The organism is Aestuariivirga litoralis (assembly GCF_015714715.1).
In the GTDB taxonomy this organism is placed as follows: domain Bacteria; phylum Pseudomonadota; class Alphaproteobacteria; order Rhizobiales; family Aestuariivirgaceae; genus Aestuariivirga; species Aestuariivirga litoralis_A.
The window spans coordinates 1,283,353-1,306,820 of sequence record NZ_WAHS01000001.1 but is presented as its reverse complement, the minus strand read 5'-3'; the positions used below and the strand labels follow the sequence as shown (position 1 = coordinate 1,306,820).

Annotated in this window: 23 protein-coding genes; 10 read left to right on the top strand and 13 right to left on the bottom strand. The window is 59.4% G+C overall.

Translation table 11 applies throughout. The annotated features are described in order from the left end of the window. The first annotated feature begins 50 nt into the window (after positions 1-50). Together F8B91_RS06770 and F8B91_RS06765 are read left to right on the top strand one after the other, a co-directional pair. Positions 51-497 (top strand): DNA polymerase III subunit chi, encoded by a 447-nt coding sequence (locus F8B91_RS06770; protein WP_196502914.1) that lies wholly within the window; start codon positions 51-53, stop codon positions 495-497. Next, a complete protein-coding gene (locus F8B91_RS06765; protein WP_196502913.1) occupies positions 479-697 on the top strand; it encodes a DUF1737 domain-containing protein in 219 nt (72 codons plus the stop codon). Before F8B91_RS06770 ends, F8B91_RS06765 begins: the two co-directional genes overlap by 19 nt. Here the strand turns inward: F8B91_RS06765 and F8B91_RS06760 are convergent. The 8 genes from F8B91_RS06760 to F8B91_RS06725 are packed head-to-tail and all read right to left on the bottom strand — an operon-like array spanning position 637 to position 6,952. Continuing rightward, complete coding sequence (locus F8B91_RS06760; RefSeq protein WP_196502912.1) at positions 637-1,338, bottom strand: HAD family hydrolase; 702 nt, start codon at positions 1,336-1,338, stop codon at positions 637-639. The genes F8B91_RS06765 and F8B91_RS06760 overlap by 61 nt on opposite strands. Continuing rightward, positions 1,335-2,273, bottom strand: a complete 939-nt coding sequence (gene gshB / locus F8B91_RS06755; protein WP_196502911.1) for a glutathione synthase — start codon at positions 2,271-2,273, stop codon at positions 1,335-1,337. Before gshB ends, F8B91_RS06760 begins: the two co-directional genes overlap by 4 nt. Continuing rightward, complete coding sequence (locus tag F8B91_RS06750) at positions 2,274-2,639, bottom strand: YraN family protein (protein ID WP_196502910.1); 366 nt, start codon at positions 2,637-2,639, stop codon at positions 2,274-2,276. Beyond that, on the bottom strand, positions 2,623-3,519 hold the full coding sequence (rsmI, locus tag F8B91_RS06745; RefSeq protein WP_246714984.1) for a 16S rRNA (cytidine(1402)-2'-O)-methyltransferase: 897 nt from the start codon (positions 3,517-3,519) through the stop codon (positions 2,623-2,625). The genes F8B91_RS06750 and rsmI overlap by 17 nt, the downstream gene beginning before the upstream one ends. Continuing rightward, positions 3,512-4,699: a radical SAM family heme chaperone HemW gene (gene hemW / locus F8B91_RS06740; RefSeq protein WP_196502908.1), complete on the bottom strand. Its 1,188-nt coding sequence runs from the start codon at positions 4,697-4,699 to the stop codon at positions 3,512-3,514. Before hemW ends, rsmI begins: the two co-directional genes overlap by 8 nt. Then, the gene (gene rdgB, locus F8B91_RS06735; RefSeq protein WP_196502907.1) at positions 4,632-5,240 is read right to left on the bottom strand and encodes an RdgB/HAM1 family non-canonical purine NTP pyrophosphatase; all 609 of its coding nucleotides are present in this window, start codon (positions 5,238-5,240) and stop codon (positions 4,632-4,634) included. The genes hemW and rdgB overlap by 68 nt, the downstream gene beginning before the upstream one ends. Continuing rightward, entirely contained in the window at positions 5,233-5,952 is a 720-nt protein-coding gene (rph, locus tag F8B91_RS06730; RefSeq protein ID WP_196502906.1) for a ribonuclease PH, read from the bottom strand. Before rph ends, rdgB begins: the two co-directional genes overlap by 8 nt. A 10-nt stretch (positions 5,953-5,962) precedes the next feature. Next, positions 5,963-6,952, bottom strand: a complete 990-nt coding sequence (locus F8B91_RS06725) for an adenosine kinase (RefSeq protein ID WP_196503918.1) — start codon at positions 6,950-6,952, stop codon at positions 5,963-5,965. A gap of 64 nt (positions 6,953-7,016) precedes the next feature. On the opposite strand from F8B91_RS06725, the gene F8B91_RS06720 reads away from it, so the two are divergent. Further along, positions 7,017-7,670, top strand: a complete 654-nt coding sequence (locus tag F8B91_RS06720) for an EI24 domain-containing protein (RefSeq protein WP_196502905.1) — start codon at positions 7,017-7,019, stop codon at positions 7,668-7,670. Here F8B91_RS06720 and nth read toward each other — a convergent pair whose 3' ends face one another. Continuing rightward, positions 7,671-8,324, bottom strand: a complete 654-nt coding sequence (nth, locus tag F8B91_RS06715) for an endonuclease III (protein ID WP_196502904.1) — start codon at positions 8,322-8,324, stop codon at positions 7,671-7,673. 48 nt (positions 8,325-8,372) lie between these two features. Here nth and F8B91_RS06710 point away from each other — a divergent pair, with 48 nt between their 5' ends. Both F8B91_RS06710 and F8B91_RS06705 read left to right on the top strand, forming a co-directional pair. After that, entirely contained in the window at positions 8,373-8,846 is a 474-nt protein-coding gene (locus F8B91_RS06710; protein WP_196502903.1) for a DUF2244 domain-containing protein, read from the top strand. Between the two features lie 52 nt (positions 8,847-8,898). After that, on the top strand, positions 8,899-9,741 hold the full coding sequence (locus F8B91_RS06705) for a bifunctional helix-turn-helix domain-containing protein/methylated-DNA--[protein]-cysteine S-methyltransferase (protein ID WP_196502902.1): 843 nt from the start codon (positions 8,899-8,901) through the stop codon (positions 9,739-9,741). Here the strand turns inward: F8B91_RS06705 and nhaD are convergent. Then, complete coding sequence (gene nhaD / locus F8B91_RS06700) at positions 9,738-11,018, bottom strand: sodium:proton antiporter NhaD (RefSeq protein ID WP_196502901.1); 1,281 nt, start codon at positions 11,016-11,018, stop codon at positions 9,738-9,740. The two genes, F8B91_RS06705 and nhaD, sit on opposite strands and share 4 nt — an antisense overlap. Further along, entirely contained in the window at positions 11,015-12,835 is a 1,821-nt protein-coding gene (locus F8B91_RS06695; RefSeq protein ID WP_196502900.1) for an ABC-F family ATP-binding cassette domain-containing protein, read from the bottom strand. Before F8B91_RS06695 ends, nhaD begins: the two co-directional genes overlap by 4 nt. Positions 12,836-12,917: 82 nt before the next feature. Between F8B91_RS06695 and F8B91_RS06690 the strand changes: the two genes are divergently transcribed. Then, on the top strand, positions 12,918-15,629 hold the full coding sequence (locus F8B91_RS06690) for a phosphoenolpyruvate carboxylase (RefSeq protein WP_196502899.1): 2,712 nt from the start codon (positions 12,918-12,920) through the stop codon (positions 15,627-15,629). Here F8B91_RS06690 and F8B91_RS06685 read toward each other — a convergent pair. Beyond that, entirely contained in the window at positions 15,626-16,885 is a 1,260-nt protein-coding gene (locus F8B91_RS06685) for a glycoside hydrolase family 125 protein (RefSeq protein ID WP_196502898.1), read from the bottom strand. The genes F8B91_RS06690 and F8B91_RS06685 overlap by 4 nt on opposite strands. A gap of 2 nt (positions 16,886-16,887) precedes the next feature. Then, positions 16,888-17,808: a rhodanese-related sulfurtransferase gene (locus F8B91_RS06680; protein WP_196502897.1), complete on the bottom strand. Its 921-nt coding sequence runs from the start codon at positions 17,806-17,808 to the stop codon at positions 16,888-16,890. A gap of 101 nt (positions 17,809-17,909) precedes the next feature. Between F8B91_RS06680 and F8B91_RS06675 the strand changes: the two genes are divergently transcribed. From F8B91_RS06675 to F8B91_RS06660, 4 genes are all read left to right on the top strand, one after another. Then, positions 17,910-18,752: an ABC transporter substrate-binding protein gene (locus F8B91_RS06675; protein ID WP_196502896.1), complete on the top strand. Its 843-nt coding sequence runs from the start codon at positions 17,910-17,912 to the stop codon at positions 18,750-18,752. A gap of 8 nt (positions 18,753-18,760) precedes the next feature. After that, complete coding sequence (locus tag F8B91_RS06670) at positions 18,761-19,945, top strand: amino acid ABC transporter permease (RefSeq protein ID WP_348641723.1); 1,185 nt, start codon at positions 18,761-18,763, stop codon at positions 19,943-19,945. Positions 19,946-19,948: 3 nt separating this feature from the next. Further along, positions 19,949-20,692, top strand: a complete 744-nt coding sequence (locus tag F8B91_RS06665; RefSeq protein ID WP_196502895.1) for an amino acid ABC transporter ATP-binding protein — start codon at positions 19,949-19,951, stop codon at positions 20,690-20,692. A gap of 98 nt (positions 20,693-20,790) precedes the next feature. Beyond that, positions 20,791-23,280 carry an OmpA family protein gene (locus F8B91_RS06660; protein WP_196502894.1) on the top strand — a complete coding sequence of 830 codons (2,490 nt, stop codon included), beginning with the start codon at positions 20,791-20,793 and terminating at the stop codon, positions 23,278-23,280. Positions 23,281-23,468: the final 188 nt, after the last annotated feature.

Below are 23,468 nucleotides of genomic sequence, written 5' to 3'. Positions count from 1 at the left end.
TCAAGGTGCGCGCCTCTTGAAAAAATCTCCGCCATGGGGTCAATGAGCCCATGGCGGAAATCTATTTCTATCACCTTGAAGGCACACCGATGGAGCCCTTGCTCCTGCGCATGCTGCGCATGGGATTCGAGCGCGGCATCCGCATGGCCATCGAAAGCGCCACGCCGGATAATCTGCCAAAACTTTCTGAACTTTTGTGGTCCGCCGAAGACGTCGCCTTCCTGCCGCATGGCATGGGCGAGGACGCCAGCCCGCATCATCCGCTGTGGCTCTGCGCCGACAGGCAGGATCCGAACAACGCGGCCTATCGCTTCTACGTCGAGGGAGCCATGCCCGACGAAATCGGCAACCTTGAGCGCGCGCTGATCCTGTTTGATTCGAATTCTGAGGACGCACTTGCAAGTGCCCGGAATGAATGGAAAAAGCGAAAGGCTGAAGGCCACGCCATCAGCTATTGGAAAATGGACGAGAACGGCAAATGGCAAAACCTGGCGTGACACCAAAACTGCGTTACCGCTTGCTCACCGGGCCTGATGACAAAAGCTTTTGCGAGCGCTTGTCGGCGGCACTTGAGGACGGCTATGAGCTCTACGGCTCACCCTCCGTCACCTTCAACGGCAAGAACGTGATTGCGGCTCAGGCGATAATCTTGCGCGCCACATCGGCCACGCCGCGCAAATCTTCCACCTCGAAATAACGCGAAGTTTCCTTGGGTACCTCTTCGTGTTCATGATCCCAGAGAATCGGGAAGGGCACGTAGCAGCCATAGCCGCCGGCGGTGATCATCGGCAGCACATCCGAGCGGATCGAATTGCCGGCCATCAAGGTGGTGGCGGTGCTGCCGCCATAGCGCTTGCAGATTTTCTCATAAGTGGCCGGCTTCTTGTCGGAAACAATTTCCACGCCTTCAAAATAATGCGCCAAGCCCGACGCCAGCACCTTGCGTTCCTGGTGGTGCAGATCGCCCTTGGTGATCAGCAGCAGCTTGAATTCCTGTGCCAGCGCACTGAGCGTTTCTTCAGCGTAAGGCAGAAGCTCGATCTCATGGTCCAGCATGGCGCGGCCCATATCCATCAGCTTGGTGATGGTGCCGCCGTCAATCTTGCCGCCGGTGATATTAATGGCTGACTCGATCATCGACAGCGTGAAACCTTTCACCCCGAAACCATAGAGCCCGATATTGCGCTTTTCCATTTCGGTGAGAACCTTGGTCGCCTCGGCCACCGGCAGGTAATCAGCGAACATCTTGCCGAATTCCGCTTCGGTTTTTTCGAAATGGATCAGGTTATGCCAGAGCGTATCGTCGGCATCGAAGGCGACAAGTTTAAGTTCGCTCACAGCCGTGCCTCGATGGCATCCCAAATGAGTGCGGCAATATCGGCTCCGCCGAAGCGCTTCACCTGGCGAATGCCAGTGGGCGAGGTGACATTGATTTCTGTCATGTAATCGCCGATCACATCGATGCCGGTGAAAATAAGCCCGCGTTTCTTCAGCTCCGGACCTATCGCCTCGCATATTTCATGCTCGCGTTTGGTCAGCTCGGTGGGCTCGGCGCGCCCGCCGACATGCATGTTGGAACGGTTGTCGGTTGCGGCTGGCACGCGGTTGATCGCACCCGCCACCTTGCCATCCACCAGAATGATGCGTTTGTCGCCCTTCCTCACATCCGGCAGATATTTCTGCGCGATGTAAGGCTCCTTGTAGGCCGAAGCGAACAGCTCGAGCAGCGAAGTGAAATTCTGGTCTTCGCCATGGGTGCGGAACACGCCCGCACCACCATTGCCGTAAAGCGGCTTCAGGATGATATCGCCATGCGCCTTGCGGAATTTGTCGATCTCGCCGACATCGCGGGTGATCAAAGTCTCCGGCATCAGATCCTTGAATTTCAGGATGAACAATTTTTCCGGCGCATTGCGCACTTCGGTCGGGTTGTTCACCACCAGCGTTTTTGGGTGGATCAGATCGAGCAAGTGCGTGGCGGTGATGTAACCCATGTCGAACGGTGGGTCTTGCCGCATATGCAACACGTTCTGGGTGGAGAGATCGATGCGGTGCGCTTCACCGGCAGTGAAATGCGCGCCCTTCTCGTCCTTCACCTTGATGTCCTGGCCGAAGGCCGTGAGCGTGCCATCGGCATAGGCCAGCGTTTTCGTTTGGTAATAGAACAGCGAATGCCCGCGCGCCTGCGCCTCCAGCATGATGGCAAAAGTGGAATCGCCGGAAATATCGATGGACTCGATGGGGTCCATCTGCACGGCAACTTTCAGGTTCATTCAAAAAACTCCGGGAAACGCGTTCGGGATGTGAGACGGCCATAGATACGCGTTCACTGCAACAATATCAAACCGGCAGGGGCCGAGATTGGAGGTGGCATCGCGCGCCATCCAGAGACCCGCAGCGGATGCAATGCGCCGCGATTGATAGGGGGTCACCGAGGTCACCGCATCATCATGCCGGCTGCGCGCCTTCACTTCGATGAAGGCGGTGGTGTCGCCGCGCCGCATGATCAAATCCACTTCGCCTTGCGCCGTCTTGAAACGCCGGGCCAGCAGGCGGTAACCTTTCAGGCGCATGAGGAGCAGGGCGGAGGCTTCCGCCAGCCGCCCGCGCCGCTCGGCTTGTTCACGGCTCTTGCGCATCGCTTTTGCGCTTCAGAATGCGCGCGTAAATATCTTCCTTGGGCAGGCCGAAAGTTTTCGAAACGAGTGCCGCCGCCTTGCTGGCGGAGAGATCTTTCAGCGCATCACTGATCGCGTCTTCGATCTCGTCTTCGCTGGCTTCCTCCGGCGCATCATCCGGCGGGCCGATCACCAGCACGATCTCGCCTTTTACACTGTCGCGCGCTTCCAGCACGGCGCGGATGTCAGCGGCGCTCCCCCGCAAAACCTCTTCATGCAGCTTGGTAAGTTCACGCGCCAAGGCCATGTTTCGATTCTGTAAAACCGCTTCGATATCGGCCAGCGCCTCGATCACCCGGTGCGGGCTTTCAAAGGCGATGAGTGTAGACGGAACGGACTTAAAATCCGTTAGAAGATCACGCCGCGCCTTCTGCTTTTGCGGCAGGAAGCCGATGAAGGTGAACCTGTCAGTCGGCAATCCGGAGAGCGCCAATGCAGTGAGCGTGGCCGAAGCGCCGGGCAGGGCGGTGACGGCGATATTCTCATCGATGCAGGCGCGCACCAACCGGTAACCGGGATCAGAAACCAGCGGCACGCCGGCATCCGAAACCAGCGCATAGGCCCCGCCATTTTTCAGCGCTTCGATGATCGCGGGCCGCACGCTTTCGGCATTGTGCTCATGATAGGGCCGCATTGGCACTTTGATGCCATAGCGTTCGAGCAGCTTCACGGTGACGCGCGTGTCCTCGCACAGAACCACATCGGCGGCGGCCAGCGTGGCCAGCGCGCGCAAGGTCATGTCGCCCAGATTACCGATGGGCGTTGCCGTCACATGCAGCCCGGGCGCTAGACTGGGCGCCATGTGTTGTGTCGGCCCGATGTGAAAGAATTTCTCAGCCATTGAGTTCGCGGATGATGGCATTGAGCAGCGGCCGCCCGCGTGATGTGGTGCTCAAGCGATTGCCCTCGCGCTTCACCAGATCGAGCGCTTCCAAGGCCTGAATGCGCCCCTCATCCATCCGCTGGCCAGACAGCATGGCGTGGCGCACCATGTCGAGGCCCTCATTGATCCGCATGCCCATCAATAGATATTCAGGCGCTTGCTCGGCCGGAGTCAAATCAGTCTGCTCGGCCATGCCGTGACCTTGCGTCTCAACCGCCTGCGCCCAGGTTTCAGGATGCTTGATGCAAGCCGTGGCTTTGCCTTGCAGCCGTCCATGCGCGCCGGGGCCGACGCCGGCATAATCCAGATAGCGCCAGTAAGTCAGATTGTGCCGGCTTTCGTGGCCAGGTTTGGCGTGGTTGGAAACTTCATAGGCCGTGAGGCCCGCCTTCTCGGTCAGCTCCTGCGTCACTTCAAACAGCGAGGCCTGATCATCTTCATTCGGCACGATGAGCTTGCCAGCCTGAAACAGATCGAAATAGCGTGTCTCCGGCTCGATGGTGAGTTGATAGAGCGACATGTGGCCCTGCTGCTCACCCAGCGCGCGCGTCAGTTCTTCCTTCCACATCGTGACTGTCTGGCCGGGCCGCGCATAGATCAAGTCGAACGAGGTGCGCGGAAAAATTTGTGACGCCAGTCTGAACGCAGCCAGCGCTTCATCCGGTGTGTGCTGCCGGCCCAGCGCTTTGAGGTCGGCCTCATGCAACGCCTGTACGCCGACAGAAACGCGGTTCACACCTGCCGCACGGTAGCCGCGAAAATTCTCTGCTTCAACGCTGGTGGGATTGGCTTCGAGCGTGATCTCCGCATCATCAGCCACCGGCCAAAGCTTGGCGACATGATCGAGAACCTGCGCCACCACAGCAGGCGGCATCAGGCTCGGCGTGCCGCCACCAAAGAAAATGCTGGTGACGATTTTATCCGGCGCGAGTGATTTCATGTGGCTGAGTTCACGCACCAGCGCACGGCCGAAGCGTGAGGAATCTACGCTTTCATGGCGCACATGGCTGTTGAAGTCACAATACGGGCATTTGGCCTTGCAGAAGGGCCAGTGGATATAGACTCCGAAGTCAGAGGAGTTCTGCAACGAGCTTCTCCAGCGCGCGGCCACGGTGCGACAGTGCGTTCTTCGCCTCATGCGTCATTTCGGCAAAGGTTTTGCCAGCACCGCCATCGGGTTCGAACATCGGATCATAGCCATGCCCCAGCGCGCCGCGCGGCGGCCATGCCAAAACGCCGGGTGCCACACCTTCAAAGAACCGCGTCTCGCCATCCGGCCACATCACGCAAAGCGTGCATTTGAATTGTGCCTTGCGCTGCTCGGGCGAGGTGGCTTTCGCAGCCTGCAACTTCTCTTCGACCAGCCGCATCGCTTGGCTCCAGTCGCGCGAAGGCCCAGCCCAATCAGCCGTGTAAACACCTGGATCACCATTCAGCGCATCCACGCACAGGCCGGAATCATCCGCCACCGCGATCAGGCCGGAGCCCTTCATCGCGCTCAGTGCCTTGATCTTGGCATTGCCGGTGAAGGTGCTTTCGGTTTCGACAGGCTCCGGCAATCCCAACTCGCCAGCCGATTTCGTCTTCACCCCATAAGGCGCCAGCAACTCGGCAAACTCTTCCAGCTTGCCCTTGTTGTGGGTGGCGATGACGATGGTCTGGCCGGAGAGTTTACGCACCCGCCAGCACCTTCTTCTGCATATCGACCAATTGCCCGATGCCGTGCTTAGCAAGGCCCAGCAGCTGGCCCAGCATTTCTTCCGAGAAGGGCTCGCCTTCTGCGGTGCCTTGGATTTCAATGATGCCGCCAGAACCCGTCATCACAAAATTCGCATCGGTCTCAGCGGTGGAGTCTTCATCATAATCAAGGTCCAGCACAGCCTGGCCGCCATGCACGCCGCAGGAAATCGCGGCCACATGATCCTTGATCGGCGAGGCACTGAACATGCTGCGCGCCTTCATCCAGGTGATGCAATCCGACAGCGCAATAAAGCTGCCGGTGATCGCCGCCGTGCGGGTGCCGCCATCGGCCTGGATCACATCGCAATCCAGCGTGATCTGCCGCTCGCCCATTGCTTTGAGATCAACAATCGCGCGCAAGCTGCGCCCAATCAAACGCTGGATTTCCTGGGTGCGGCCAGATTGCTTGCCGGAAGCGGCTTCGCGCTTCATGCGCTCGCCGGTGGCGCGGGGAAGCATGCCATATTCCGCCGTGACCCAACCCTTGCCGCCGCCCTTCAGCCACGGTGGCACGCGCTCTTCCAGCGAGGCCGTGCACAGCACATGGGTATTGCCGAATTTGACCAGGCATGAGCCTTCGGCATGTTTGGAGAAGCCGCGCGTGAATGAAACATCGCGCATTTGGTCTGGCTTTCGGCCGGAAGGACGCATGGAGAACCTTTCAGATCAGCCCGTTGGATTGGGCAAGTTTCAGCAAATTGGTTTCGGGCCTCGCACCCGTATGGGAAATTACTTCAGCCGCCGCCAGCGAACCCAAGGCGGCGCATTGGCGAAGCGGCAGGCCGCGCGTATGGCCGAACAGGAAGCCCGATGCAAACAGATCGCCAGCGCCCGTCACATCGACAACTTTGTCGACCGGATGGGCCGGCACGGTGACACGCTCCTTGCCCTTCACCACGATGCATCCTTTTTCCGAACGGGTGAGAACCGCCAGCGGGCAATGCTTGCTGATCGCATCAGCAGCGCCATCAAAATTCTGCGTCTTGTAGAGCGACTTGATCTCGCTCTCATTGGCGAAAACGATGTCGATGGAGCCCTTGATCAGATCGAGAAATGAATCGCGGTGCCGTTCCACGCAGAAGGAATCCGACAGCGTGATCGAGGTCATCCGCCCCGCTTCATGGGCAATCTTGGCAGCGGCGCGGAACGCATCCTTGGCCTGATCCTTGTCCCACAAATAGCCTTCCATATAAGTGACCTTGGCGGCCCTCACGACTTCTGCATCCACATCGGCAGGCGAGAGGTTCACGCAAGCGCCGAGATAAGTGTTCATCGTGCGTTCGCCATCCGGCGTCACCAGAATGAAGGAGCGCGCCGTGGCCGGGCCGTCCTTGGCCTTGGGCGTAGCAAAATGCACGCCGATGGATTTCATGTCATGCGCATAGATCGCGCCGAGTTGGTCTTCCTTGACCTTGCCAAAATAGGCAGCCTTGCCGCCGAAGCTGGCGACGCCTGCGGCGGTGTTGCCGGCTGAACCGCCGGAGGTTTCCGCCGCCGGGCCCATCACGCCATAAAGCTGTTCGGCGCGCGGCTCGTCGATCAGGTTCATCGAACCCTTCACCAGCTTCTCGCGCACCACAAAGCCATCATCGACCTTGGCAATCACATCGACAATGGCATTGCCGATGGTCAGTACGTCAAATTCTTTCATATTCATGGGCTTTCCCTAGCGGATCGCCCTTGCGGAAACAACTGGCACTTCCTAGCTATGCGCGATGCTGAAAGCCCTGTTCAACGCCATCAATGACATCACCTCGCCCGAGCTGCGCGGCATGCTGTGGAAATCGATCGCGCTTTCCATCGTGCTGTTTGCCGCCCTGTGGTTCGGCATCGAATTCGCGTTGTCCTTTGTAACGCTGATTCCATGGCCGTGGCTGCTCACCACGCTCCAGGTAGCAACGGGGCTTGGCCTCTTTGCTGCTTTCTTTTTCCTGATGGCTCCGGTCACGGCTTTGTTCGCCGGTCTGTTTCAGGATTCGATCAATGAGAAGGTGGAGAAGCGCCACTATCCATCGGACCGCCCGGGCAAACCTTTGACCGCCATCACCGGATTTTTTCTGGCGTTGAAATTTGCCGCACTGGCTCTGGGCATCAACATCGTGGTGCTGCCTCTGGTCTTCTTCGGCGGCTTCGGCGCGGCACTCATCCTCGCGGCAAATTCCTATCTGATCTCGCGCGAATATTTCGAAATGGCAGCGGCGCGTTACATGCCGCTGGAACAGGCGCGAACCCTGCGCCGCGACAATGCCCTGCGCGTCTGGATTGCGGGAATCATCCCCGGTGCGCTCGCCATGGTGCCCTTCCTCAATTTCGTCACACCTGTTTTCGCGACGAGCTACTTTCTGCATTTCTTCAAAGGCGGGAAGTAATCACCCCGGCGCTGGCGTCTTCGGCTTGAACGGGCACAGATCCTCGACAATGCACCGCCAGCAATCCGGCTTCCGTGCCTTGCAGATATACCGCCCATGTAGGATCAGCCAATGATGGGCATGGCGCAGATAGGGCTTCGGCACCACTTTCAGCAGCTTCAATTCCACCTCCAGCACCGTCTTGCCCGGCGCAATGCCCAGCCGGTTGCCCAGGCGGAACAGATGCGTATCCACCGCAATCGTCGGCTCGCCGAACACGATGTTCAACACCACATTGGCCGTCTTGCGGCCCACGCCGGGCAACAGCTCCAGCGCATCGCGCGAGGAAGGCACCTTGCTGCCATGCGCTTCGACCAGCGCCTTGGAGAGCGCGATTACATTCTTGGCCTTGCCGCGAAACAACCCGATGGTCTTGATCGCCTCGCGCAAACCATCCTCGCCCAAAGCCAGCATTTTCTCCGGCGTATCGACTTTCGCAAATAGCGGCTTCGTCGCCTTGTTCACGCCCGCATCAGTGGCTTGCGCCGAAAGCACCACCGCGACCAGAAAAGTGAAATCATTGACCGAATGCAGCTCGCCCTTTGGCTCCGGATTGGCCGCCTGAAAGCGCCGGAACATTTCTTCGATCTGTGCTGGTTTCATCCGGGCAGGCATGCATTTTCATTTCTTGGCGGCAACGTCCACTCGTCTTATGCCTATGTGATGGCCAACGCAAAAGCCGACAGTTTCAGCGTCACGCTTTATCCACACCGGTCTTTGAGCCGCTTTGGCTTGCGCGTGGTGTTGGGCGCGGTGATTACCTCCAACCTCGTCATCGGCATTTTCTTCTGGTCGCTGCATGCCTGGCCGGTCTTCGGTTTTCTCGGGCTGGATGTGGTGCTGGTTTTTGTGGCCTTCGCGCTCAACAACAGAAGTGCCGCGCAGAGCGAGCAGATCATCTTTGAGGGCGACGAGGTCTTCGTGATCCACAGCAGCCGGAAGGGCGAAATCCGCCGCAACTTCAACCGCCGCTGGATTCGAATTGAGCTGGAGCGTGATGAAGAGCGCGAATTGACGGGCCGGCTGTTTATCGTCTCGCACGGCAAAAAGTTCGAGATCGCAAGCTTCCTGGGTGCTGAGGAACGCGCGGCTTTGGCAAAACGCTTGCAGGCCGCATTGGTGCGTCCGAAGATTTGACTTGAGCGTAAACCGGGTGGAATCATTCCCGCCGCACGCCTAGTTTCTGATCATGGAAAACACATCCCCCCTCGACGATTACGCAAAGGTCCGCTCAGTTCTGGAACATCTAACCAGCGACTGGCGCGATCAACCCTCACTGGCCGAGCTGGCTGCACCTGTTGGCCTCAGCGAAGACGCTTTGCAAAAGCTCTTCACCCGCTGGGCAGGCCTCACGCCCAAGGCCTTCCTGCAGGCGCTGACGCTGGATCACGCCCGCAATCTGTTGAAAGACTCGGCCTCGATCCTTGATGCAGCACTTGATTCCGGCCTCTCTGGCCCGGGCCGCCTGCATGATCTTTTCATCGCGCATGAAGCGATGTCACCCGGGGCTTACAAGGCCAAGGGGGCAGGGCTGGCGATCTACTACGGCTTCCACCCATCGCCCTTCGGCATCGCGCTGGCGATGGTGACGGAGCACGGCCTGTGCGGGCTTTCCTTCGCTGATCAAGGCGGCGAGAAAGCAGCGCTGGAAGACATGATGCGCCGCTGGCCCAATGCTCAGTACACGGAGGATTCAGCCCGCACCGCGCCTTATGTGGCCCGCGTGTTTGGCAATATCCGCGATGGGCAACCCTTGCGCATCACCATGATCGGCAGTGATTTCGAAATCCGTGTATGGGAAACGCTGCTCAAGATTCCCTGCGGCAAGGCCGTGTCCTACGGTGACATCGCCGCCAATCTGGGCAAGCCGCTGGCGGCGCGCGCCGTGGGCGCTGCCGTGGGCCGCAACCCGATTTCCTTCGTGGTGCCCTGCCACCGGGTGATCGGCAAGAGCGGCGCGCTCACTGGCTATCACTGGGGCCTGACGCGCAAAAAGGCCATCATGGGCTGGGAAGCCGGGCAGGTCGCCTAGAACAGCGATGCGTTGAGCATGAGATGGGTGCCGATGCTGGCAGCATAGCCAAGTAAAATCGCCCAACTCCATTTCAGGTGCTTGATGACACCATAGTGTTCGCCCGCAATCGCCATCAGTGCCACACCGGCGGCTGAACCCACAGCAAGCAGGCTGCCGCCCACGCCGCAGGTCAGCGTGATCAACAGCCACTGGCCGTGGCTCATCGCCGGGTCCATCGCCAGCACCGCATACATGAGCGGAATATTGTCGAGCACCGCCGACAAAAGCCCGATCACGATATTCGCTGTGGTCGGCCCGAACTGCCCATAGAGCGTGGTATTGGCCAAGCCCAGCCAGCCGAGATAGCCCAAGCCCCCCACTGCGAAGATGATGCCGAAGAAGAACAGCAGCGTATCCCATTCCACCCTTTCAATCTGGCGGAAGGCATCCAGCACCATGTCGCCATTGCCACTGCGCTTGGCGGCGCGCTGCAAATAGTAAGCCCAGAGCTGCAACAGACCGAGGCCCAACATCATGCCCAGCGCAGGAGGCAGGCCGAGCACGCTGTGGAAAGAAATGGCCAACGCGATCGAAATCGCAAACAGAACCATCACGCCGATGGAGCCGGGCTTCATGCGCACTGCATCGACCTTCGCCGAAGGCGCGCCACGTTCCATCGCAAGGCCCATGAGCACTGCGGGCACCAGCCAGTTGATTACCGAGGGCACAAAAAGGTCAAAGAACTCAAAGAAGGCCACCTTGCCCTTCTGCCACACCATCAGCGTGGTGATGTCACCAAAGGGCGAGAAGGCGCCGCCCGCATTGGCCGCAACCACGATGGACACGCATGTGACGGCCAGGAAACGAGGAGCACCCTTGCCGACCACCAGCGCAATCGCACCCATAACGAGCGTGGTGGTGAGATTGTCGAGAACACCTGACAAAAGGAAGGACAAAACGCCGATCAACCAATAGAGCCCACGATATGACAGGCCGGATTGCACGAGCTTCACCCGCAGCGCATCAAACACGCGCCGTTCTTCCAGCGTGTTCACATAGGTGATAGCCACCAGCAGGAACAGGAACAGCGCGCCATATTCAGCCAGCAGATGGCTTGCCGCTTCTTCAAGATCATGCGCGCCGGGATGCGCCAGGCCAATCACCAGCCAGATCAAACCGGCAGCGACCACAACAGGCTTCGACTTCTTGAGGTGGATCACCTCTTCCAGCATCACCAGCACATAGGCGCTGATGAAGATTGCAAGTGCAAGAATGCTGAGCGCGCTGAAAGTCATGCCCCCTCCGCCACCAGCCAGAGCGTTTCCAGCTCATCGAGTTCAGCCGACAGCTGCCGGCGCAGCTTGGCAAAGTCAGCAGCCTTCTTCGGCGCCTCGGCATAGATCGTGTGATCAGCCAATGCAGCATCTAGAATGTTAATCTTCTCGCGCAGCTTTTCGATCTTGCCATCAAGAACCACGGCCTGCTTCTTGGCGCTGGGCGAAGGCTCCACCTTCACGGCCTTGGGCGCTGCAGCCTTCTTCACATAGGCATCACGGCCCAAAACGAGATTGGTGTAGTCATCCATGTCGCCGTCATAAGGCGCCACCGTGCCGTCGCGCACCAGCCACAGGCGGTCCGCACAAGTTTCAATGATATGGCGATCATGCGAAATCAGCACCACAGCACCTTCATAATCATTTATCGCCAGGATCAGCGCTTCGCGGCTATCGATATCCAGATGGTTGGTGGGTTCGTCCATCACCAGAATATGCGGCGCATGGAAGGTGGCAAGGAAGAACAGCAGCCGCGCCTTCTCACCGCCCGAAAGCGTGCCGCATTTGCTGTCGGCCAGATGCGCGCCGAAGCCGACGGCACCCAGCTTGGCGCGCCGCTGTGCCACCGGCGCATCGGGCATCAGGCTTGATACATATTCAAACGGCGTGCGGTTCTCGTCCACTTCATCCAGTTGGTGTTGAGCAAAGTAACCAATGGTGATGCGCGAATGATGATGCATTTCGCCCAGCATTGGTTTCAATTGGCCGATCAGCAGTTTCGCAAAAGTGGATTTGCCATTGCCGTTGGAGCCGAGCAGCGCGATGCGGTCATCCGGGTCCATGCGCAGCGAGATATTGCGCAACACAACGCGTTCGCCATAGCCCACGCCGCATTTGTCGAAGGAATAGGCGGGCGGTGCCAGCTGCTTCTGCGGGTTCGGAAAGATGAAGGGTGCCACACGGTTTTCCACCATGTCGGCAATCGGCTCCAGCTTGGCGAGCGCCTTCATGCGGCTTTGCGCCTGGCGTGCCTTCGACGCCTTGGCCTTGAAGCGATCAACAAACGCCTGCATATGCGCGCGCTGGTCGTCTTGCTTCTTTTTCATCTTGGCATTCAGTGCCTGCTTTTCACGGCGCTGACGCTCGAACGTGTCGTAATCGCCCTGATAGAGCGTGAGCTTCTGCCCATCGAGATGCAGGATGGCATTCACCGCCACGTTCAGCAGATCACGGTCATGGCTGACCAACAGAATAGTATGCGGATAATCGCGGATGTAGGACTGCAGCCAGATTGTGCCTTCCAGATCGAGATAGTTGGTGGGCTCGTCGAGCAGCAGAACGTCAGGCGCGCCGAACAGGGCCGCCGCCAAAGCCACGCGCATGCGCCAGCCGCCGGACAGTGCCGAGCAGGGCCCGCGCATCACTTCTTCCGAAAAGCCGAGGCCAGACAAAATCGTCGCCGCACGCGCCTCCGCCGAATAGGCGTCGATGTCGGCCAGCCGGGTTTGAATTTCGGCAATCCGGTGCGGGTCATGCGCGGTCAGCGATTCTTCCATGAGAGCGGCGCGTTCCTTGTCGCCCGCCATCACTACATCGAGCAGGCTTTCCTCGCCGCCCGGCGCTTCCTGCGCTACCGTGCCGATCTTGGCATTGCGCGGCACCGAGGTTTCGCCGGATTCCGCAGCGATTTCGCCCAGAATCAATTTGAGCAGGGTTGATTTGCCCGTGCCATTGCGCCCCACCAGGCCCACCTTGTGCCCGGCCGGGATCACGGCAGAGGCATCTTCCAGCAAAAGCCGCCCGCCAATCCGGTAGGTAATTTCAGAAATCATCAACATGGCGCGCTCCTTAACGGTTTGTCATCGCCCACGCAAATGCAGCACTCTTGACTCCCGTAATGTTGCGGCGCACAAATTCCTGATGAACAAGATTTCCCCGGCGCCTGTGGAAGATACCAATTACATTGATGAGCTGACCGCCCTGCTGCGCGACCTGTTGCGGCAGGTGATCAAAACCCGCGAACCGGAAGTGCTTTCCATCCTCGATAATGCCACCGGTGCCGATGCCATCCCGCCGCATCTGGTCGAGCATGCCTTGCAGGTGATCGGCATCTGGCTGCAGCTGATGAACATCGCGGAAGAAAACGCCGCGATCCGCAACCGCCGCAGCGTGGAAAAGCAGGCCGGCCCGGATTCCGTCGGCGGCTCGCTCTCGCAATCTGTGGCGCAGGCCGCCGCCAGTGGCGTGACCGGCGAGGCGTTGCAGAAGATGTTGAGCATTCTCGACATCGGCCCCACCATCACCGCGCATCCGACCGAGGCCAAGCGCGTCACCGTGCTGGAAATCCACCGCCGCATTTATCTGAAGCTCTATGAACTCGAAAGCCCGCGGTGGACGCCGCGTGAGCGCGAAGGCCTGCTGTTCCAGCTGCGCAATGAAATTGATCTCCTCTGGATGACGGGCGAAGTGCGCGCCGAAAAGCCCACGGTGGAAAGCGAAGTGGCCTGGGGCCTGCACTTCTTCCGCGACGCTCTGTTTGACCGCACCACTGCCGTCTGTGACCTTCTGCAAGCTGCCGTTCTGCGCCACTATCCGGAGCAGGCGCTGTCGATCAATCCGCCACTCAAATTCTCCACCTGGATCGGCGGCGACCGCGACGGCAACCCCTTTGTCACCGTGGCCACCACCAAGAGTGCGCTGGATGCCAATGCCCGCGCCTCGGTCGAGCGCCTCGATATGAAGCTCGGCGAGCTGAGCAAGTTGATCTCGATCTCAACGGCGGAAATGCCCATCCCGCTGGATTTCTCAAAACTGATCGAAGATCAGTTGGCCTTTACTGGCCGCGCTGAAGCGCTGCGCCAGCGCAATGTGGGTGAACCTTTCCGGCACTATTTCACCGCACTGCGTGAACGCCTGGCTTCCACCTTCGACGCGCATCTCACTGCCAAGCCATTGGCCAATGTGGAAGAACTGATCGGCCTGCTGCTCAAGGCCGAAGAAGCCCTGGCTGAAATGAAAGCGGCGGGCCTTGCCGTTTCGATCGTGCGCCCGGTGCGTTGGGAGGCGATGGTCTTCGGCTTCCGCACCGCCAGCCTTGATTTGCGCCAGAACACCACTGTCACCAACCGGGTACTTGCCGAAATCTGGCGCAAGATGAATCCACTCGCCAAGGAAGATGCACCGCCGGTGCATTCCGAAGCTTGGGGTGCCTGGATCAGGGGTGAGCTGTCGAAGCCGATGAGCTTCGTGCCAAAGTTCCGCGACCTCTCCGAGGAAGCCCAGGAATTGCTTGGCCTGCTCGATCTCATCCGTGAAACACTGGACGGCCCGGACCCGAAAGCCATCGGCACCTTCATCCTGTCGATGACGCAGAGTGGGGATGACATTCTGGGGCTTTATCTTCTGGCCAAATATACCGGCCTGTTCTCCGACAGCACATCCTGTGAGACCTGTCGCATTCGCGTCGTGCCGCTGTTTGAAACCATTCCCGATTTGCGCGCCGGCCCTGGCATCATGGAAGACCTGCTGACCAACACCATCGTGCAGAACTCGGTGAAGGCGGCGGGCGGCTGCCAGGAAATCATGTTGGGCTACTCTGACTCGAACAAAGACGGCGGCTTCTTCTGCGCCAATTTTGAACTGTTCGAGGCACAGCGCCGGTTGATCCGCGTGGGTGAAAAATCCGACATTGCCATCTCCTTCTTCCATGGCCGTGGCGGCTCTGTGAGCCGTGGCGGCGCACCGGCAGGCCGCGCCATCGCAGCTCAACCCGGCGGCACTGTGGGCGGCCGCATGCGCGTCACGGAGCAGGGCGAAGTCGTCTCTTCCAAATTCGCCAATCGCGGCACCGCGCAAACCAATCTGGAAACCTTGACCTCTGCGGTGCTGCTGCATTCATTGAAGACGAAGGTGGAAGATTCACGCCGCCTCAATCCGGTGCATCAAGCGGCGGTGGAAGACATCGCGCGCATGTCGTTCAACGCCTACCAGAAACTGGCGCAGGACCCGGCGCTGATCACCTATTTCCAGCAATCCAGCCCGGTGGAAGAACTGGCGCTGCTCAAGATCGGCTCGCGTCCGTCACGCCGCTTCGGCGCCAAGGGCTTGAGCGATCTGCGCGCCATTCCCTGGGTGTTTGCCTGGAGCCAGAACCGCCATTTGCTCACCGGCTGGTTCGGCCTTGGTTATGCGCTGGATGATTTCCTCTCTGCGCGCGGCGGCGATGGCCTCAAGCTGCTGCGTGAAATGTTCGTGAAGTCGCCGGGCTTCCGGCTCGCCATCGACGAGGTGGAAAAGTCACTGTTCCTCGCTGACATGAAAGTGGCCGAGCAATATGCCTCGCTGGTGCAGAACCGCAACGATGCCGAGCGCTTGTTCGCGCTGATCAGTCACGAGCACAGGCGCACCTCGAAAGTGATCCTTGAACTATCCGGTGACAAGGTGCTGTGCGCCCGCTTCAACTCCTTCAGCCGCCGCTTCGAACGGGTGCGCGAAATGCTGGATCAGGCCAATCAGTGGCAGGTGAAATTGCTCCGCGAAAGCCGCAGCAATGGCAAAGCATCTGATGCGCCCAACATGCCGCTGCTGCTCACCATGAACTGCATCGCGGCGGGGCTGGGCTGGACGGGCTAAACGCCCGCCACCTGCATCACGAAATCTGCGAACAGCGAATTGGCCCAGGCAAACCAGGGCCTCGTAAACTGAGCCGGGTCATCCTTGTCGAAGCTCTCATGCATCAGGCCGGTGCCCCCATCAGTCTCGAGCAGTGTGCTCAGCAACGCCAGTTGTTCAGCGCGCGAGCTTGATGTGAGGCCCTGCATGCAGAGCGCGATCGGCCAGATGGAGTTCGGCGGTGTATGCGGGCTGCCGATGCCGCGCGCGGCGACGCCTGAAAAATAGAATGGGTTCGCCGCGCTCAGCGCAAAGGCGCGCGTGGCAAGGTAAGTGGGATCATCAGGCTCGCAATAGCCGAGATAAGGCATGGCCAGCAGCGACGGCACATTGGCGTCGTCCATCAGGTTGGAATTACCGAGCCCATCCACTTCATAGGCATAGATTTCGCCGAACTCCGGATGCTGCACTTTGCCATGCGTTTCGATGCCAGTGCGAATTTCACCAGCGAGCTTCAGCGCACGGCTTTTCAAAGCTGCATCGACAACGGGAAGGGCTGCAAGCTTCTGCAGCGCCACCACGGCCATCATGTTGGACGGCACCAGATAGTGATACTGGCAGCTATCATCCGATGGACGAAACCCGCTCCAACTCATGCCGGTGTAGCCCACCGGGCTGCCCAGCCCATCATGGCCCAATGTGTCGGTCGGCGGGCAATCGACGCGCTGGAATCTGTAAGATGAATTTTCGTGGCGCTGCTCTCGCTCCATCGTGTCCAGTATCACTTGCGCCGCAGCCATGAAGAACGGGTCGATATGGCCTGCATCGCCCGTCACCGCCCACAGGTCATGCGCCAGCAGCAAGGGCGCACAGAGCGAGTCGAGTTCGTATTTCCGCTCCCAGATCCACGGGCCCATATCCGTCTCGTCGCGCTTGTAGCAATGGCCATTTGGCGCCTCGTTGAAGGCATTGGCATAAGGATCAATCAGCACATTGACCACCTGGCGCTTGACCACGCCGGCGATCAGTTTTGCAAATTGCGAGTCATGCTTCGCCAGCTGCAAATAGGGGCGCACTTGCGCAGCGCTGTCGCGCAGCCACATCGCCGGAATATCACCGGTGATCACAAAGGTGCTGCCATCTTCCATTAACTTCAGCGTGGTGCTGAAGGTGTTGGCGAAAGTTGCGGGAAATACCGCGGCCAGGCGCGGAAACTGGGGCAGGGCAGAAACCACCCGTTCCGCCATTTCAGTCATCGATTGAGGCAAATCAGACAAGGCTAACCTTCCACCGGTCCCAAATGTTTTGCGCCGCGCTTTGAGGCGAGGTTGACCTGCTTTTGGCGTTCGCGGTTGGAGGCCTTTTGTTCCGGTGTGAGAGACGCAGCACAACTAGGGCAGCACACGCCTTCTTCGTAGAGAGGGCTCAAGCGGTCTCCCGCCGACACCGGCTTCAGGCAGCCATGGCACATGGTGAAATCCATCACTTCAAGTCCATGGCCCACGGCCACGCGCTCATCAAACACGAAACAGCCGCCTTCCCACAGGCTCTGCTCCTGCGGCACCTGTTCCAGATATTTGAGAATCCCGCCCTTCAGGTGAAACACATTCTCAAAGCCCTCATTCAACATGAAGGCGGATGCCTTCTCGCAGCGAATGCCGCCTGTGCAGAACATGGCGATGCGCGTTTCAGGCTTGGCCTTCAGCTTCTCGCGCACCCACAAGGGAAATTCACTGAAGCTTTCGGTTTGCGGATCAAGCGCGCCTTTGAACGTGCCCACGCCGAATTCATAGTCGTTGCGGGTGTCGATTACCACCACATCGGGCGCGCTGATCAGCGCATTCCAGTCTGCGGGCTCCACATAGGTGCCGACTTTTTCATTCGGATTGGCCCGCACATTGCCGATGGTCACGATCTCTTTCTTCAGCCGCACTTTCATCCGACGGAATGGCTTGTCGCCAGCGAAGGAAAATTTCGGCTCCAGAGATGAAATCGCGGTAATCTTGGCGATGGCGCCCAACGCTTGATCGATCTCTTCAGGCAGACCAGCGATGGTGCCGTTGATGCCTTCTTCGGCAAGCAGCACCGAGCCACAAATGCCCAAGGCTTTCAGTGCGTCCAGCAGCGGTGGCTGCAACGCCCGAAAATCCGGCAGCGGCGCAAACCGATAAAAGGCAGCAATTTTGTACGGGCCTGACATTCCCGGCTCATAGTCTTGCGACGGTTTGAAAACAATTCGCTTGTCACCCGGGGCAACTTTGGCTTTAAATCCATACATCTAGTTTTTTGGAGTAAAACATCATGAACATTGCAAAACTCGCACTTCTGGCTGCTGCTGGCCTTGTGGCCATGGCCGTCTCGGCCACCGCGGCCGATATGATCGGCAATTGTGAAGTCACTGGAAAGAAGGGTTCGTTCCCAATTGAAAAGCCTGCCAAGGCCGGCCAGTTCACCGTTGAAACAAATCTGCCCGGCCCCGTCTGGTGGAATGGCGACACGCCGGAGACCATCAAGGACGGCATGGAATATTGCATGGCCGCCGAAATCGCCTGGCGCGCTGGCTATGACAAGCTCGTCGTTGCCAACACCGATTGGGATCCGCTGATCGCTGGCCAGACCCATGATTTCGACGTGGCCTTCTCGCAAATCTCGATCACCGATGAGCGCAAGAAAGTGCACGACTTCTCCACACCTTACTTCAACTCGGACATTGGCGTTCTCGCCCGTGCCGACGCACCGGTTGATGCAGACAGCATCAAGAAGGTGAAGGTCGGCGTGCAGCAATCCACCACCGGCATGGCCTTCGCCACCGACAAGCTCGGCCTCACCAACACGCAAGTCTATCCGGACCAGGGCTCGATGTTTGCCGCCCTGCGCGCCAAGCAGATTGACGCCGCCATCACCGACACCTCGATCGTTCTCGCCCAGGAAGTTGAGAGCAAGGGCGGCAACAAGGTTGTCGGCCAGTATCAGACCGGCGAAACCTACGGCGGCATCTACCAGAAGGGCAACCCGAACAACCCCATCATCGACAAGATCATCCAGTCGATGAAGGATGACGGAACCATCACCAAGCTGGGCGCCAAGTATCTGGCTGCCAGTTGGGGCAAAGACCCCGCCTCGGTTCCCGTCTGGAAGCCCTGATCTAAAAGGTGGCAAAATCACCTGACATCAAGAGCGATGCGCCGTCTGACGGCGCATCATCCCTCCATCAGAGGGCTGACCTTCTCTCTCTGATCGCTGTGGCCTTTGCCGCAGTCTGCGTCGCTGCCGCCATCGGCACCGCTTTTCTCGTTGATTACGCGCTTTCCTACATGCAGGCCGAGTTCGGCTTCTTCTGGCCAATCGCCGCCGTGCTGGTTCTCTGCGTGGCGAGTCTTTTCCGTCCGGCGCTGAAATCGCTGTTTGGCGCAGGCCGCGCCCGTTCGGCGCTGGCATCCAAAGACATTACCAAGGCCCGCATCGAAACGGCGGACGCGCGCGAATATGCGCAGATCACACTTGGCTGGGGCGTCTTCGCTCTCATTCTGCTGGCCTTCGTCTGCTTTGTGTTGATGAACAATGTGGCCGTGGGCGATACGTTCTTCCGCTTGCCATTGATCCGTGACAAATGGTGGCTGATAACCTGGCGCTTCCTCACCCAGAATCTTTTCATATTTGTCGTGGCTGAAATCCTGGTTTTGGTCTGGGGCCTGATCGTTGCTCTGGCGCGTCTCGCGCCCGGCCGCGCTGGCCGCCCGATCCGCGCGCTGGCGATTGCCTATTGCGATCTGTTCCGCGGCCTTCCGGCCATTGTGACGCTTTACCTCATCGGCTTTGGCATTCCGACATCCGGAATCTCTGAAATCATTTTAACGCCCATTGTCGGCATGTTTGTCGATCTCAGCGCAATGGATGTGCATGAACGTGCCGCTGCCGTCCGCATCGATGTGATCTGGTGGTGCGTAATCGCGCTGACTTTGACTTATGGTGCCTATGTTGCCGAAGTGTACCGTGCCGGCATTGAAAGCATCCACCACAGCCAGTTCATGGCATCGCGCTCCCTCGGCCTCAGCTATATGCAGACCATGCGCCATGTCGTGGTCCCGCAAGCCGTGCGACGCATCGTGGCCCCGCTGCTGAATGACTTTATCGGCCTGCAGAAAGATACAGCCCTGGTGCAGGTGCTGGGCGTGACTGACGCCTTCAACCAGTCCAAGATCATTGCCTCCAACGCGTTCAATCTTTCGGCGGTGACGGTGGTGGCCTTCCTGTTCGTCATCATCACCATCCCGCAGGCGCGGCTTGTGGACAAGCTTGTCGAACGTGACAATGCCCGCATGAAGGCAGGGGGCTAGACCATGGCATTTCTGGAAATGACCAAGGTCGAGAAGGCTTACGGCCCGGTGCAGATCCTGCGCGGGCTAGACCTGAATGTGAATGAGCATCAAGTCGTGTGCCTGATCGGCCCATCCGGTTGCGGCAAGTCCACGCTGCTGCGCTGCATCAACCAGCTCGAAAGCATTCAGGGCGGCGAGATCCGTCTGATGGGTGACCGTGTGTCGGGCCGTGGCGTGGATGTAAACAAGCTGCGCCAGCGCGTCGGCATTGTGTTCCAGAGCTACAACCTGTTTCCGCATATGTCGGTGCTCGAAAATGTCACCCTCGCCCCCCGCAAGGTTCTCGGCGTGTCGAAGGATGAAGCCGAGGCCAAGGCCATGGTGCTGCTGAAGCGCATCGGCCTCGAAGCCAAGGCGACAGCGTTCCCTGACCGCCTCTCCGGCGGCCAGCAGCAGCGTGTGGCCATTGTGCGCGCGCTGGCGATGGAACCGAAGCTAATGCTTCTGGACGAGATCACGTCGGCACTGGATCCAGAGCTTGTCTCGGAAGTGCTGAATATCGTGCGTGATCTTGCAAGCCAAGGCATGACCATGCTGCTCGCCACCCACGAAATGGGCTTTGCCAAGGAAGTCGCCTCCAAGGTCTGCTTTCTTTACGAAGGCCAGGTGCATGAAGAAGGCCCGCCGGAACAGATATTTGGCACCCCGAAGATGGAGCGCACGCGCGGCTTCCTGAAGCGCATCATTGAGGCAGGGCGCCTCTAAGTCATCCCACTACAGCCTGAATTTCGCCTTACAAGCAATTAAGGTATACGGGCTCACGCAGTTTGCGTGATTCTGATTCAGAGGCAGGAATGACAATCATGAAGTTGAAGCTTGCGGCAAGTCTTGTCAGCATTGCACTTTCTCTCCCGGCGGCTCACGCCTTCGCACAGGCAGAAGCCCCCCAGGCGACGGATCAGGGCGAAGTGGCCGTGCCAAAGCCATTGCTGCAGCTCCTGGGTGACACGCGCGACGTCAAGGACATGGACGACAATGAGCTGAAGGGCCGCTACATGCGCCTGCATCAGGCGCTGAACGGGCTGGCCTTGCCGCCTGATGTCCATGCCAAGTTATTGGAACAGACCAAGCTGGCCAAGGCCGAGATCGATACCCGCAGCCAGGCGGCTCAAGCTCAGCCGCAGCAGGATCAGGCCGCTGACGCTACAGCCACCACCGCGCCAGCGCCTAACAAGATGAAGCGCAATGCCAAGCCAGAATTGAAACTGGCTCAAGCCCAGCAGGATGCGCCCGCTGATGCAGCCCCGGCCCAGGCCGAGCAACCCGCGCAGGATGCCGCACCCGCTGAGTTGCCGCCCGAAGTGGCCAAGCTTTTGAACGAGCAGCCGGACCTCACGCAGATGAGCCCGGATGAGCTCAAGGCCTATGAAAAGAAATTGCGCCGCGCTTCCGGCAACCCCGCTTTGCCGCCGGATGTGCGGGTGAAGCTGGTCGGCATGGCCAATGCCGCGGTTGCCGAGATTGGCATGCGTGCCCCGGCCGAAGAGCCGAAGAAGGCTGAAGCACCCAAACAGGCTGAACAACCGGCGCAGGCTGTCGATGACCAGGCTGCCGCTGATGCCAAAGCCGCCGCTGATGCGGAAGCCGCTGCCGCCGCCAAGGCCAAGAAGCTCGCCAAGATGAAGGAAGACGCCAAGGCCGCTGCCGAAGCCAAAGCCAAGGCCGCTGAAGATGCGCAGGCCGCTGCCGATGCCCAGGCTGCAGCAGATGCCAAGGCCGCTGCCGATGCACAGGCCGCTGCAGATGCAAAAGCTGCTGCCAAGGCCAAGGCTGCTGGCGATGAAAAGGCCGCAGCAGATGCGAAAGCTGCTGCCGACGCTCAGGCTGCAGCAGATGCGCAGGCAGCTGCTGACGCGAAGGCCGCCGCCGATGCCAAGGCCGCATCAGACGCGAAGCCCGCGGCCACTGCCGATGGCAAGACCGATGCCCAAGCCGCTGATGGCAAGAGCGACGCTGGCGCAACGCCATCCGCCAAGCCACCCAAAAAGACCGCTGAAGAGGCGCCTGCAGCGCCGCCCACGAAGCCTCTGGAAAAAGCTGCCGATGTGGCGCCGGCCCCGCCACCGCCAGCACCGCCGCCACCCGATGCCAAGAAGGTGGAGCAGCTGGACGCCAATCCGGTTGATCCCGCCGCCGAACAGAAGGCCAAGACCTACTTGGCAGATGCGTCCGATCTTACCAAGCTGAGCGATGACGACTTGCGCAAGCACCTTGAAGATGTGCGCGAACTTCTCGCCGCCAACCAGCTCTCGCAGGAGACTGAACGTGCCGTGCGCGGCAAGCTGATGAAGGAACGCGAAGTGCTGCGCCAGCGCCTCGCCAACGCAGAATCGGAAAAGCAAAAGCAGGCTGCCGCTGCCCCGCCGCCCGATCCGAAGGTGCAGCAGCAGATCGCCGAACAGGCTGTCGCTGTAACCAAGGCTCCGCCTCCGCCACCACCACCGCCGCCGCCGCCGTCGGGCCCGAAGCTGAACTTCAACATCCAGCTCAACTTCATTTCCAACGACACGCCGCCGGAAGATGTGCTGGGCGACCGGCGTCCGCCGCGTGACCTGCAGATTTCGGAATTGCAGCGCCGTATTCAGGTCTATGACGACGCCGTCACCGACGACCAGTATGATCCGAGCTACCGTGATTACTGGCGCCAGTCGCTGGCCTATGACCGCGAATTCCTGCGCCACCGCATGAAGCTGGAGCGCATGCAGCGCGCCAAGCAGCGCCAGGCGTCGCAGGAACAGTATGACATCGAGATCAATCCGGACCAGTACTGGGATGAAGACCAGCCGCGTTATGCCTATGCTGCGGAAGTCGATGACGCCACGCTGGAACGCATGCTCACCGCAGCGCCGCCGCCCAAATACAAGGCCAAGCGCGAGCATTCGGTGCGTGACATCGCGACCGATCCTTACCTGCGTGACGCGCTGCCCCGTATCGAAGTGGACACCATCCACTTCGGCTACAATGAAGGCTTCGTGCGCGAGGAGGAGCTGTCACACCTCGACGGCCTTGCCAGCCTGATCGAGCAGATCGTGGCGAAGTATCCCAAGGAAGTGTTCATGATCGAGGGCCACACCGATGCGGCAGGCTCGACCGATTACAATACCAAGCTGTCGCGCCTGCGCGCCGAAAGCGTGAAGACGATGATGACCACCTACTACAATATTCCAGCCAAAAACCTGCGCACTGTGGGCTTGGGCGAGGAATATCTGAAGATCCCGACGGCTGATCCGGAACCGGAAAACCGCCGCGTGTCGCTGGTGCGCATCACACCGCTGCTGGCGCAGGGGCAGTAGGGCGGCCTCGCCAACAACTGCTCCACCTGAACCATTGATCTGGCAGGGTTAAGTACATTACAATGGCGCAACGTGTGGGTGACCACACGTTGCTTTTTTGCGTGGGGACGCCTTTTTCAGATGGACAATGGGAACGATCCAAAATCGTCAGGATTGCCACTGTCTGTCGGGTCCGACATTGGCGACGT